The 13,160-nt window shown below is 62.5% G+C and carries 11 protein-coding genes and 1 pseudogene; 9 read left to right on the plus strand and 3 right to left on the minus strand.

The genetic code is table 11. The features are described from left to right. Positions 1-74 precede the first annotated feature (74 nt). The 4 genes from HNO86_RS08595 to HNO86_RS08610 all read left to right on the plus strand — a co-directional run bounded on the left by HNO86_RS08595 (position 75) and on the right by HNO86_RS08610 (position 6,546). Positions 75-3,248: a DUF2339 domain-containing protein gene (locus tag HNO86_RS08595; RefSeq protein WP_175376567.1), complete on the plus strand. Its 3,174-nt coding sequence runs from the start codon at positions 75-77 to the stop codon at positions 3,246-3,248. Continuing rightward, positions 3,245-4,630, plus strand: a complete 1,386-nt coding sequence (locus HNO86_RS08600; protein ID WP_175376568.1) for a DUF3999 domain-containing protein — start codon at positions 3,245-3,247, stop codon at positions 4,628-4,630. Before HNO86_RS08595 ends, HNO86_RS08600 begins: the two co-directional genes overlap by 4 nt. A gap of 298 nt (positions 4,631-4,928) precedes the next feature. Beyond that, positions 4,929-5,939, plus strand: coding sequence for a class 1 fructose-bisphosphatase (locus HNO86_RS08605; protein WP_175376569.1), 1,011 nt, complete (start codon positions 4,929-4,931; stop codon positions 5,937-5,939). 4 nt (positions 5,940-5,943) lie between these two features. Next, positions 5,944-6,546, plus strand: a complete 603-nt coding sequence (locus HNO86_RS08610; RefSeq protein WP_175376570.1) for a DUF924 family protein — start codon at positions 5,944-5,946, stop codon at positions 6,544-6,546. Between the two features lie 133 nt (positions 6,547-6,679). Here HNO86_RS08610 and HNO86_RS30555 read toward each other — a convergent pair whose 3' ends face one another. After that, positions 6,680-7,444: a methyl-accepting chemotaxis protein gene (locus tag HNO86_RS30555; RefSeq protein WP_372242520.1), complete on the minus strand. Its 765-nt coding sequence runs from the start codon at positions 7,442-7,444 to the stop codon at positions 6,680-6,682. Positions 7,445-7,537: 93 nt separating this feature from the next. Then, a pseudogene (locus HNO86_RS30560) lies at positions 7,538-8,596 on the minus strand (cache domain-containing protein); the annotation flags it as partial. A 256-nt stretch (positions 8,597-8,852) separates the two neighbouring features. On the opposite strand from HNO86_RS30560, the gene bamE reads away from it, so the two are divergent. Further along, positions 8,853-9,107, plus strand: coding sequence for an outer membrane protein assembly factor BamE (gene bamE, locus HNO86_RS08620; RefSeq protein WP_175376572.1), 255 nt, complete (start codon positions 8,853-8,855; stop codon positions 9,105-9,107). Between the two features lie 31 nt (positions 9,108-9,138). Next, a complete protein-coding gene (locus tag HNO86_RS08625; RefSeq protein WP_175376573.1) occupies positions 9,139-9,708 on the plus strand; it encodes a lipocalin family protein in 570 nt (189 codons plus the stop codon). A gap of 94 nt (positions 9,709-9,802) precedes the next feature. Here HNO86_RS08625 and HNO86_RS08630 read toward each other — a convergent pair whose 3' ends face one another. Then, entirely contained in the window at positions 9,803-11,167 is a 1,365-nt protein-coding gene (locus HNO86_RS08630) for a formimidoylglutamate deiminase (protein WP_175376574.1), read from the minus strand. 146 nt (positions 11,168-11,313) lie between these two features. Between HNO86_RS08630 and hutC the strand changes: the two genes are divergently transcribed. From hutC to HNO86_RS30235, 3 genes are all read left to right on the plus strand, one after another. Beyond that, positions 11,314-12,024: a histidine utilization repressor gene (hutC, locus tag HNO86_RS08635; protein WP_175376584.1), complete on the plus strand. Its 711-nt coding sequence runs from the start codon at positions 11,314-11,316 to the stop codon at positions 12,022-12,024. 9 nt (positions 12,025-12,033) lie between these two features. Then, positions 12,034-12,603 (plus strand): HutD family protein, encoded by a 570-nt coding sequence (locus tag HNO86_RS08640; RefSeq protein ID WP_175376575.1) that lies wholly within the window; start codon positions 12,034-12,036, stop codon positions 12,601-12,603. A gap of 460 nt (positions 12,604-13,063) precedes the next feature. Continuing rightward, a partial coding sequence (locus HNO86_RS30235; protein WP_372242521.1) for a hypothetical protein occupies positions 13,064-13,160 on the plus strand: 97 nt, incomplete at its 3' end.

A 13,160-nucleotide genomic window follows, 5' to 3' on the forward strand; every position in this document is an offset into this window, starting at 1 on the left:
GAGCTGCCGAAGGCTGCGATCTTTTTGGGCTGGCTACGCTAGTCTTTCAGGATTGCGATCAAGGATTTCGCCTCATGCAATGGATGTTGATGCTGATTGGCCTGGTGCTGGGCTGGATACTCGATGAGTCATTCGGCGATGCGCTGCTGGGCGCTTTGTTCGGGTTGTCGGTGGGGCAGGCCGTTCGCATTGCCCGGTTGGGTTCGCAGGCCAATGAGCAGCAGAAATTGCTGGAGCAGGCGCAGGTCGCATTGCATGGCGTAGAGCAGCGGCTGGCCTTGCTGGAGGTGTCTGGCGTCACGGCGCCCGAGGCGCCTCAACCCGTCAGCGATAATGCGCCCGAAATCGTCCCCCCTGTTCAATCCCCTGAGCTGGTCTGGGAGCTGCCGCCAGACCTTGAGCCGGCGCAACCGCTGCCGGACGACCCGTGGAAATCCACATCCACGCCGCGCCAAGCGCAACAACCCGCCACCCCCCAGGAGCCCAACGTCATCGAACGCGCCATCAGCGCCGCTCGCGCGTGGCTGTTTGGCGGCAACACCGTATTGCGGGTCGGCGTGGTGCTGTTGTTCCTCGGCTTGGCCTTCCTGCTGCGCTACGCCACCGAAGGCGTGGTGGTGCCGGTCGAGTTGCGTTATGCCGGCGTCGCGGCCGCCGCGTTGGGTCTGTTGGGCCTGGGTTGGTGGCTGAGGGCACGCAACGGCAATTACGCGTTGATCCTGCAAGGCACCGGGGTTGCGGTGCTGTACCTGACGGTCTTCGCCGCGATGCGCCTGCACCCGTTGCTGGATCCCTCGGCAGCGTTCGGGCTGCTGGTGGCGGTGACGGTGTTCTCGGCCATTCTCGCCATCACTCAGGACTCCATCGGGCTGGCTGCCGCCGCCGCGCTGGGCGGTTTCGCCGCACCGCTGCTGGCGTCCACCGGTGAGGGCAGCCACGTCGCGCTGTTCAGCTATTTCGCCCTGCTCAACGCCGGCATTCTGGCCACCGCCTGGTTCAAGGCCTGGCGCCTGCTCAACGTGATCGGTTTCGTCGGCACCTTCGGCATCGGCTTTGCCTGGGGCGCGCGTTCCTACACGCCGCAGCTGCTGTGGAGCACCGAGCCGTTCCTGATTCTGTTCTTCCTGATGTACCTGGCCATCGGCCTGCTGTTCGCCCGGCGCAAGCTGCTGGAAACGAACGATGCACCGCAACAGGACAGTCGCGATGCGTTGTTGCGCTGGTCGGCGCACAAGGGCGATTACGTCGACGGCACGCTGCTGTTCGGGCCGCCGCTGGTGGGCTTCGGCTTGCAGTTCGCGCTGGTGCAACACATGGAATTCGCCGCCGCCTTCAGCGCTCTGGCGCTGGGCATCCTCTACATGGGCCTGGCCCGTTTGCTGTACGCAGGTCGCACCGTGCTGCTGGCGGAAACCTGCCTGGCCATTGGCGTGATTTTCACCAGCCTGGCGATTCCTTTGGGATTGGATGCACGCTGGACCACCGCCGCCTGGGCAGTGGAAGGCGCGGGGATTTTCTGGCTCGGCCTGCGCCAGCAACGGCGGATGGCCCGAGTCTTTGCCTTGCTGCTGCAACTGGGCGCGGCGCTGGCGTTCTTCAGCGAGCTGGGCGAGGGCGAGAGCAGCCTGCTCAAGGGCGTGCCGCTGGGTGCGCTGATGCTGGGTGTGGCGCTGCTGTTCAGCTTCCTTCAATTGCACAAGGCTTCGCCCGAGCGCACGTCGTCGTGGGAGCGCAAGGGCTCGCCGGTGCTCGCGTGTCTTGGCCTGTCGTTCCTCTATCTGTTGGCGCCGCTGTTTTTCTTCGCCCAGGGCACGGCGATCAGTTGGGCGTTGGCCGGGTTGATCACCTTGTTTGTCGGTCTGCCGCTGGCGTCGCGGACCTTTGTGTTTACGGCCATGGCCGTGCAATTGCTCGGTGGCGTGGTGTTTCTGGTGGGTGGCCTGCTGTTCGAGGAAGGTTTGCGTCCGTTGGCCCACGGCGGTTTCTGGGCGCCGCTGATGCTGGGTATCGCGGGTCTGGTCGGGGCCTGGCGCTTGCAGGTTGGCAGTTCTGCCTTCGCTGGCATCAACCTGCAGCGATTGTCCGAGGGCCTGCTGTTTTGGGGCGCTGCCTGGTGGGCGTTCGCGTGGAGCAGTGAGGTGCTGCGTTTCGCCCCGATGCATCTGCAAGCGACGCTGTTGTTAACCGCCGCGGCGCTCAGCGTTGCGCTATGGGCGGTGCTGGCGCTGCGCCTGAAATGGCCGGCGCTGGGCTTGCTCTGCACGCTGTTGATTCCCGCTGCGGCTCTGGTGCTGCTGGCCGCCTGGCATTCGCGTTATCACCCGGCCGCCGACTTCGGCTGGCTGGCGTGGGCGGTGCTGTTCATCGTGCATTTCCTCTCGCTGCGCCGTCTGGCGCCGATGTTGCCGGCGTGGGCCTTGAGTGGTGCACACGTCATGGGTTGCTGGCTGCTGATCGGCGTGCTGGCGCTGGAGCTGCGTTACGGTCTGCTGCTGATGTCCGAGCAGTACAACGCCTGGCGCTGGCTGGGTTGGGCGATCCTGCCGAGCCTGTATCTGGTGATGATCGCCGCGCCGCGAAACTGGCCGTGGCCGGTGTCGGCGCATTCACGCGAGTACCGGGTTCTGGCGGCGGTCCCGCTGGCGCTGTTGATGCTGGGCTGGTTCTGGCTGGCGAATATCTTCAGCGAAGGCAACGCCGAGCCGCTGCCGTATGTGCCATTGCTCAACCCGCTGGAGCTGGGCCTGTTGTTTGCCCTGTTCGGCGTCTACGTCTGGTCACGCAGTGTTTCGACGCAGTTGGCGCTCGACAAGCGTTACCTGAATCTGGCCACGCAAATGATCGTCGGCGTTTCGCTGTTCGCCTTCTTCACCGCCATGGTGATGCGCGCGGCCCATCACTGGAGCGGCGTGCCGTTCGAGCTGGATGCGTTGCTCGAATCGATGCGGGTCCAGGCCGGGCTGTCGATCGTCTGGACCCTGATGGCCCTGGCGCTGATGATCGGCGGGCACCTGCGCCGTCGTCGCGAAGTCTGGCTGATCGGCGCGGCGCTGATCGGTGTGGTGGTGGCCAAACTGTTCTTTGTCGAATTGAGCAACCGCGGCGGACTCGCCCGGATCGTCTCGTTCATTGGCGTTGGCGTGTTGCTGCTGGTGGTGGGCTATTTCGCCCCGCTGCCGCCCAAGCGCGCCGAAGCGTTGCCGGACGCGGAAAAACCGGCACCCGAAACCGAAGGAGTGTCGTCTTGAGTCAGAAGCTGAACCTGAACTGGTTGGGCGTGGCGGTGATTGGCGTGGCTGCGATGGGGGTTGCGCTGGCGGCGGCTGCCGAGGAAAAGCCGGCGGATTTCGCCACGCAGATTCCGTTGACGGTGAGCGGCAACGGCCCGTGGTATCGCCTGGAGTTGCCTCTGGCCGTTCTGCTCAATGCGCGGCAAACCGATCTGGGCGATGTGCGGGTATTCAACGCCGCGGGTCAGCCGCAGGCGTATTCCCTGGCCCGGGAAGCGGCGAAAACCGACGAGAATCGCACGCTGACCGACGTCAAATGGTTCCCCCTGTACAACTCGGCGGATGACACCGAGCGCGCGCCCAGCGTGCGGGTGCAATCGAGCGCCAATGGCGCGTTGGTCGAGGTCCAGCCCTCCAGCCAGCTGGAGGCAGGCGAGGAAGAATTGCGTGGCTGGCTGCTCGACGCCAGCGCGATCAAGGCGCCGTTACAGCAATTGATACTCGACTGGACCAGCGAACGCGACGGCTTCCAGCGGTTCACCATCGAGGCCAGCGATGACCTGCAGCACTGGCAGTCGTGGGGCGAAGGGCAGGTGGCGCGGCTGACCCTGGCCGACGAGCGGGTCGAGCAACATGAAGTCGGCCTGCCGGGGCAGTCGGCGCGCTATCTGCGGTTGCTGTGGAGCACGCCGCGATCGGCGCCGGTGTTGACTTCGGCGCAGCTGCAAAGCGGCAGTCCGCGCAGCCTGCCACTGCCGTTGTCGTGGTCGCAAGCGCTGGCCGGTAGCTCGGCAAAGGCCGGGGAGTACACCTGGCAGTTGCCGATGGGGCTGAACGTCGAGCGGGTGCAGGTCGCGCTGGATCAATCCAACAGCCTGGCGCCCGTGATCTTGTCCGCGCGGCGCGACAGCAGTTTGCCGTGGCAACCGGTCAGCAATGGTCTGCTCTATCGCCTGACCCAGAACGGCGAGGATGTGGTGCAGAACGAATTGCAGCTCACGGGGCAGCCCGTGCAGCAATTGAAACTGACGGTGGACGAGCGCGGTGGTGGCCTGGGCGAACAGGCGCCGGCCCTGAAGTTCGCCGTGCGCGCCACGCAACTGGTGTTTCTGGCGCGAGGGCCGGGGCCTTATGTGCTGGCGCTGGGCAGTGCGACGGCGAAAGCGGCGAGCCTGCCGTTGTCGATGCTGATTCCCGAGTACAACGCGCAGAAGCTTGCGACATTGGGCAAGGCGTCGGTCGGTGGTGCGGCGGTGGTTGCGCCGGTTGCTTCGCCGGTGCAGGCGCCGGTGGGTACCGACTGGAAGACGTTCGGCCTGTGGGCGGTGTTGCTGCTCAGCGTGCTGTTTCTGGGGGCGATGGCGTACAGTCTGTTGCGCAAGCCGCCTGAAAACACCTGAGAATGGCTGGCGCTGCGCGCCATTCGCGAGCAAGCCCACACATTGGAATGCATTCCCCTGTAGGAGCTGCCGAAGGCTGCGATCTTTTGATCTTGCTCTTTTAAAACAACATCAAAAGATCGCAGCCTTCGGCAGCTCCTGCAGGCTGTATTTCCAGCAGTACAACCGTCCATTTCGAACTACGCTCATCCCCGCGCATGAACTCTCTTCAGCCGATCACGTCTGATAGGAGGCAATGCGCCCCGACTCGCGCTAAACTGCGCGGGTTTTTAGCCCCCCCCATTCCTCGGAGCCTTCCATGTCCCGCGTTACCTTGAGTCGCTATTTGATTGAGCAGACCCGCAGCAACAACACTCCTGCCGATCTGCGCTTCCTGATCGAAGTGGTGGCGCGTGCTTGCAAGGAGATCAGCCACGCCGTTTCCAAAGGCGCCCTGGGCGGCGTCCTGGGCAGCATGGGCACTGAAAACGTTCAGGGCGAAGTGCAGAAGAAGCTGGACGTGATCTCCAACGAAATTCTGCTCGAAGCCAACGAATGGGGCGGTCACCTGGCCGGCATGGCGTCCGAAGAAATGGACAACGCCTACCAGATCCCGGGCAAGTACCCGAAAGGCGCCTACCTGCTGGTATTCGACCCGCTGGACGGTTCGTCGAACATCGACATCAACGCCCCGGTCGGCACCATCTTCTCGGTACTGCGTTGCCCTAACGAATACCTGAGCCAGAACGAAGCCCTGAACGAAAAGGCCTTCCTGCAGCCAGGCACCCAGCAGGTTGCCGCCGGTTACGCGATCTACGGTCCACAGACCATGCTGGTCCTGACCCTGGGCGACGGCGTGAAAGGCTTCACCCTGGACCGCGAAATGGGCAGCTTCGTCCTGACCCACGAAAACATCACCATTCCTGAAACCACCCAGGAATTCGCGATCAACATGTCCAACCAGCGTCACTGGGAAGCCCCGGTACAGCGCTACGTCAGCGAACTGCTGGCCGGCGAGGAAGGCCCGCTGAAGAAGAACTACAACATGCGCTGGGTCGCTGCGATGGTGGCGGACGTGCACCGCATCCTGAACCGTGGCGGTCTGTTCATGTACCCACGCGATGCCCGTGAGCCGTCCAAGCCGGGCAAACTGCGTCTGATGTACGAAGCCAACCCGATGTCGTTCCTCGTCGAACAAGCCGGCGGCGCCTCCACCGATGGTCGCCAGCGCATCCTCGACATCCAGCCTGAAGGCCTGCACCAGCGTTGCGCGGTATTCCTGGGCTCGAAAGAAGAAGTGGCCCGCGCCACGGCGTACCACAAGGAGTAAAACCATGAACGAGCCCTGGCAGCCGTTGCTCGAATGGTGGTTCGGAACATCCGGATCAGCGAGGGAAGTGGCGGTGCAGAAGGGCAAGTTATGGTTCGGCAAGCGTGACAGTCAGGACCTCGAGGCGCGCACGCGTTTCGGGGACCTGGTCGAACAGGCACTGGCCGGCGGATTGACCGACTGGGCGCAACGCCCCGAAGGTTGGCTGGCCCTGGTGCTGCTGCTCGATCAACTGCCACGCATGCTCTTTCGCGATTCCCCCAAAGCCTATTCCGGTGACATCAGAGCCCAGGCCCTGGTGGCCCAAGGCATCGCCGCGGATTTTGACCGGCAATTGCAGCCGATCCAGCGGGTGTTTATCTACCTGGTGCTGGAGCACTGCGAACACCTGGCGGTGCAGAACGAATGCATCTCGCGCTACATCGAACTGATCGCGCAGCAACCGGAAAGCGATCAGGCCCTGTTTGCCGATTACCTGGACTACGCCGAGAAGCATCAGAAGGTGATTGCCCGGTTTGGGCGGTTTCCTCATCGCAATGAGGTGTTGGGGCGGGAGTCTACGGCTGAGGAACTGGAGTTTTTGAGCAAGCCTGGTTCAAGGTTCTGAATCTCTCTCGCCAGTGATGGCCTCTTCGCGGGCAAGCCCGCTCCCACAGTGATTGTTGTTGTACGCAGATTCCGTGTACGACATAAAGCCCTGTGGGAGCGGGCTTGCCCGCGAAGGGGCCGGGGTGAACACCTTAGATCCTGAAACTACCCACCAACTGCTTCAACCGCGCCGCCTGCTGTTCGAGGTCGGCGCAGGCGCGTAGGGTCGACTGCAGGTTTTCCACGCCTTCCTGGTTCAGGGTGTTGATTTCGGTGATGTCGACGTTGATCGATTCGACCACGGCGGTCTGTTCTTCGGTGGCGGTGGCGACCGACTGGTTCATGCCGTCGATTTCGCCGATGCGCTGGGTCACGCTGCCCAGGCGTTCGCCGGCCTGGTTGGCGATGCCCACGCTGCTTTCGCTCTGACGCTGGCTGTCGGTCATGGTGCTGACCGCTTCGCGGGCGCCCACTTGCAGCTCTTCGATCATCTTCTGTACTTGCTGCGCCGAGTCCTGGGTGCGGTGGGCGAGGTTGCGCACTTCGTCGGCGACGACCGCGAAACCGCGACCGGCTTCACCGGCGCGCGCCGCTTCGATGGCGGCGTTCAGGGCCAGCAGGTTGGTCTGCTGGGAGATGCTGGTGATCACTTCCAGAATCTGCCCGATGTTGACCGTGTTGCTGTTGAGCGTCTCGATGTTGCCGCACGAATCGCTGATCTTCGCCGACAGCTGATGCATCGCCGTGATGGTCTTATCCACCACCTGCTGGCCTTCCTCGGCGAGGGAACGGGCATCGCTGGAATGCTGGGAGGCGAGGGCGGCGTTCTGGGCGATTTCCTGGGCGGCGGCGCCGAGCTGGTTGATCGCCGCGGCCACGCTACTGGTGCGCGAGGCCTGCTGGTCGGAGTTGAACATCGACGAGTTGGAAGCCGCCACCACGCGCAGCGCCACCTCGTTGACCTGGCCGGTGGCGGAGGACACTTCGGTGATCGAGGTGTGAATACGCTCGACGAAACGGTTGAACGACAGCCCCAGCGCGCCGAACTCGTCGTGGCCGTGAATGGTCAGGCGCTTGGTCAGGTCGCCTTCGCCTTCGGCGATGTCATGCATGGCGCGACCCATGGCCAGCAGCGGCTGCATCAGGAAGCTGATCAGCATGCCCAGCAGCGCGATGATGATCACCACCGCAATCACCATGGCCACGATCGCCGACGTGCGGAATTCGCTGAGCATCGAGAACGCGGTTTCCTGGTCGAGCACCAGGGCCACGTACCAGTCCGCCGACGGCACGCCGTTGACGTGGGTAAAGGAGATGAACTGGCGCTTGCCGTCGATCTCGACTTCCTTCATGCCCGGGCTGACTTTCGGGGTGTCGCTCGGGTAGGCCTCGGCCAGGCTCTTGAGCACCAGCTTGCTGTCGGGGTGGATCAGGATCTTGCCGTCGGCGCCGACGATGAACGCGTGGCCGTGGCCGCCGAAGTTCAGCGAGTTGATGATCGCACTGACGCTGGACAGGTCGATGTCGGCCCCGGCCACACCGATCATCTGGCCCTGACGCTGCACCGGTGTCGCCACGGTGATCACCAGCTTGCCGGACGAGGTGGCGATGTAGGGTTCGGTGACGATGGTCTGCTGCGCGCTGTTGGCCGACTTGTACCAGCCGCGGGCGCGTGGATCGTAGTCCGCCGGACGGTTGCCCGCCGGGATCGAGAACATCACGCCATCGGTGCCGCCGAAGTAGCTCAGTTGGAAGTTGCCGGTGTAGGCGGGCAGGTCGATGACGCGCTTGAGGCTGTCCGCGGAACTGCCATCCGCGCTGATCTGCTGGGACATCGATTGCAGCAGCTGGATGCGGCCCACCAGCCAGGTCTGGATGTTGCTGGTGGTCAGGCTGCCCAGTTCCTGCATCGAGGCTTCGGTGCTACTGCGCAGTGTCTGGCGCTGGCGATAGTCGTTGAACAGGATGAAACAGGCGAACGCGACCGCCACCACGAGGGCGGCAGCCGACAGGATTTTGTGGCTGAACTTCATGTTTCTGGTCATTAGATGAATACCGCACGGAGGCATTGTCGACAAAGGGGGCAATTTCCTCGTCCGTGAGCATTGCGCTGCACTTCATGTCGGCTGGGCGGCGCCAAAGATTAGTCGTTTTTGGATAAAAACGACGAAATGCACGACAGCTTCACAAAGCGCTTGATTTCCCGGCTGAAAGAGACGAGCGGCCCCATAAATAGGCACCCGGCGAGGGAACCAGATCGCTGTTTGGTCTTCTAAGGATCTGTTTGGCAGTCATGCCAATCCCCCTCGCCCCCGGAGTTACACAATGTCCCTGCGATCCATCGCCTTGCTTTCGTTCTGCGTGTTGTTGGCTGCGTGCAGCAAGGTCAATCAGGAAAACTACTCCAAGCTCGAGTCTGGAATGAACAAGGCCGAGGTTGAAAACCTGCTGGGCAAGCCCACCGATTGTTCCGGCGCGCTCGGCATGTCCAGTTGCACCTGGGGCGACAAGAACAGCTTTATCAGCGTGCAGTATGCCGGTGACAAAGTGCTGATGTTTTCCGGCCAAGGCCTGAAGTAAACCGGGGCGGTACGCCCGCGGGAGAAAAACAATGAAGCAGTTATTGATCATGCTTTTTGCCGGCCTGGTATTGGCCGGCTGCGCCACGTCTGGCCAGGATACGTTGGCACCCAAGACGGCCAATAGCGTGAACCTCAAGCGTTACCAGGGCACCTGGTACGAATTGGCGCGTCTGCCGATGTACTTCCAGCGCGATTGCGCGCAATCCGAAGCCCATTACACGCTCAAGCCTGACGGCAACGTCGCAGTGCTCAATCGCTGCCTGACTCCGCAGTGGGAGTGGGAAGAGGTCAAGGGTACGGCTTATCCACAGGTGCCGGGCAAGACCGACAAGTTGTGGGTCGAGTTCGATACGTGGTTCTCGCGCCTGATCCCGGGTGTGGCGAAGGGCGAGTACTGGGTGCTGTACGTCAGCGACGACTACAAGACCGCCATCGTCGGCGATCCGAGCCGTCGTTATCTGTGGCTGCTGTCGCGCACGCCGACCGTCAACGGGGTGGTGCGTGAAGAGCTGTTGAGCAAGGCGCGTCAGCAGGGTTACGACACCACGCGACTGATCTGGCGGGCGACGGATACGCAGATGGCGAAGACTTCGAACTAGCGGTGTATCTGAAAAAAAGATCGCAGCCTGCGGCAGCTCCTACGGTGATCGAGTGATTCTGTAGGAGCTGCCGAAGGCTGCGATCTTTTGCTTTTTAGCCCAGGAGGTCGCGTAGGACTTGGGTAAACGCCTGGCTGCTTTCCTCTTCCCCGGCATGGCGCCCGTCGCGCACGACCCACTGGCCGTTGACCAGCACATCACGCACCTGGCGATCGCCACCGGCAAACAGCCAGCGATTCAAGATCCCGTCACCGCTGGCCGTCGCCAGGTACGGATCGCTACCGTCCAGCACCAGCCAATCCGCGCGCTTGCCGACTTCCAGAGCCCCAATCGACTGGCCCAGCGCCTGGGCGCCGCCATCCAGCGCGGCATCGAACAGTGTGCGACCGACCATCGGCTGGTCCGCGCCATACAGGCGGTTTCGCCGCTGATCGCGCAGCCGCTGGCCGTATTCCAGCCAGCGCAATTCTTCCACCACGCTCAAGGACACATGGCTATCGGAACCGATACCCATGCGCCCGCCTTGGGCGAGGAAATCCACCGCCGGGAAGATCCCGTCGCCGAGGTTGGCCTCGGTGGTCAGGCACAGGCCGGCGATGGCGCGACTCTTGGCCATCAGCGTGACTTCTTCCGGGTTGGCGTGGGTGGCGTGGACCAGGCACCAGCGCTGATCGACTTCGACGTTTTCGTACAGCCACTGCAGCGGACGGCGGCCGCTCCAGGTCAGGCAGTCGTCGACTTCCTTCTGCTGTTCGGCGATGTGGATGTGCACCGGGCATTGCTTGTCGCTGGCCGCCAGCACTTCGCTGATCTGCTGCGGGGTGACCGCGCGCAACGAGTGGAAACACAATCCCAGCGACTGAGCTTTCTGCTGCGCCAGCAGAGGTTGCAGGCGCGATTGCAGCTTCAGGTAGTTCTCGGTGCTGTTGATGAAACGGCGCTGGCCTTCGTTCGGCGTCTGGCCGCCGAAACCCGAGTGGCTGTAGAGCACCGGCAACAGGGTCAGGCCGATGCCGGCGTCGGTCGCGGCCTGGCTGATGCGCAGCGCCAGCTCGGCCGGGTCGGCGTAAGGCTGGCCGTTGTTGTCGTGATGCACGTAGTGAAATTCGGCGACCGAGGTGTAACCGGCCTTGAGCATTTCGATGTACAGCTGGCGAGCGATGACGCCCAGTTGCTCGGGGCTGATTTTTCCGACGAGGCGATACATCAGATCGCGCCAGGTCCAGAAACTGTCGTTCGGATTGCCCGCCACTTCCGCAAGTCCGGCCATCGCCCGCTGGAAGGCGTGAGAGTGCAGGTTCGGCATGCCCGGCAGCAGCGGGCCGCTCAGCCGTTCGGCGCCATCAGCGTGGGAATCGGCCTGGATATGGGTCAGCAGGCCCTCGGCGTTGACCTCAAGACGTACATTGTTGGCCCATCCACTAGGCAGCAGCGCGCGTTCGGCAAAGAAGGCGGACATGGTTCAGCACCCCATCGTGTGTTATTTGTATATACATATACAGACGTTTGCCTGCCCGGTAAACTCCGGCAAGCTAGCAATCTCAACCAAACGACCAAGGATCCATCGTGCCGACTCCGCCTCCAGTCTCTCCGTTGGCCGCGAACATGGGCGACAGTCCGGCGCCCTTGTACGCCCGCGTCAAACAAATGATCACCCAGCAAATCGACAGCGGGGCCTGGCCGCCGCACTACCGCGTTCCGTCGGAAAGCGAGCTGGTCAGCCAATTGGGCTTCAGCCGCATGACCATCAACCGCGCCCTGCGCGAGATGACCGCCGATGGCCTGCTGGTGCGCATGCAAGGTGTCGGCACGTTCGTCGCCGAGCCCAAAAGCCAGTCCGCGCTGTTCGAAGTGCACAACATTGCCGACGAGATCGCTTCGCGCGGCCATCGCCATACCTGCCAGGTCATCACCCTGGAGGAAGAGGCCGCCGGTTCCGAGCGCGCGCTGGCGCTGGACATGCGCGAAGGGCAGAAGGTGTTCCACTCGCTGATCGTGCATTTCGAAAACGACATCCCGGTGCAGATCGAAGACCGCTTCGTCAACGCGCTGGTGGCGCCGGAATACCTCAAGCAGGACTTCACCCTGCAAACCCCGTACGCCTATCTGAACCAGGTCGCGCCGCTGACCGAAGGCGAACACGTGGTCGAGGCGATCCTGGCCGAGTCGTCCGAATGCAAGTTGCTGCAGATTGAAAAGGGCGAGCCGTGCCTGCTGATTCGCCGCCGTACCTGGTCGGGCCGTCAGCCGGTGACCGCCGCTCGTCTGATTCACCCCGGTTCCCGTCATCGTTTGGAAGGCCGCTTTCACAAATAGGGAACACAAATGAATGTATTGAAAGTTCTACGCGCCAAAGACTATCCGCGCATGCCGTGGAAAAACGGCGGCGGCAGCACCGAAGAAATCACCCGCGATGCCGGCACCGGCCTGGACGGCTTCGGCTGGCGCCTGTCGATTGCCGACATCGGCGAGTCGGGCGGGTTTTCCACCTTCGCCGGTTACGAGCGGATCATCACCGTATTGCAGGGCGACGGCATGACCCTGTCCGTCGACGGCAGCGACACCCGGCCACTGTTACCGCTGGACCCATTCGCCTTCAGTGGCGAGAGCAAGGTCGCCTGCACCTTGCTCGGCGGGCCGATCCGCGACTTCAACCTCATCTATGCACCGCAGCGTTACAGCGCACGGTTGCAGTGGCTGGAGGGAGAGCAGCGGTTTTTCAGCGAGGCGGGGACGGTGCTGGTGTTCAGCGTGAGTGATGCGCTGGAAGTGAAGGTCGGTAACAACGCTTCGCAGCTGGGTCGCCATGACTGCCTGCAGCTTGACGGTAACAATGGGTTGATTGAAGTCGCCAGCAATGGCGCCTGCTGCGTTATCGAACTGACTGCGCGCTGATTCAAGCCTTAAAAGATCGCAGCCTTCGGCAGCTCCTGCATTGGAATGCGTTTCCCTGTAGGAGCTGCCGAAGGCTGCGATCTTTTGATTTTCAGCGTTCCCGAACGCGCACCACTTTGTTACCGAACGCCCCAATCCGGCGCAAAACCCCTCCCCAGTAACAACTGTCCACTCCCGCAAAAACTCCCCCCGAAAAATTTCATCTTCGCCACACGCCTTGATCCAGGCGCTCTCCAGCCATTTCGAAACTTTTCTTGAACACCCATCCAACAAGTTGGCCGCTTGATTGCATATGCTTGTATGTACAAGTAAAGACGTATGCGTATAAGTCGATCCGAACGACCCGCAACGTCCACTGATTCGCTTGTAGCGCAACGAGGCGCACAGGCTGGTTTACCCACCGCCAGGGTTGGTTTGGATTGATCGCTGAGGAGTCTTTTTCGTGACTACTGACAACAAAATTACCAAGTTTCGTGATGTCGAGATCCGCGCTGCCCGCGGTAACAAGCTGACCGCCAAAAGCTGGCTGACCGAAGCGCCGCTGCGCATGCTGATGA

It is taken from the genome of Pseudomonas sp. C1C7 (genome assembly GCF_013359595.1).
In the GTDB taxonomy this organism is placed as follows: Bacteria; Pseudomonadota; Gammaproteobacteria; order Pseudomonadales; family Pseudomonadaceae; genus Aquipseudomonas.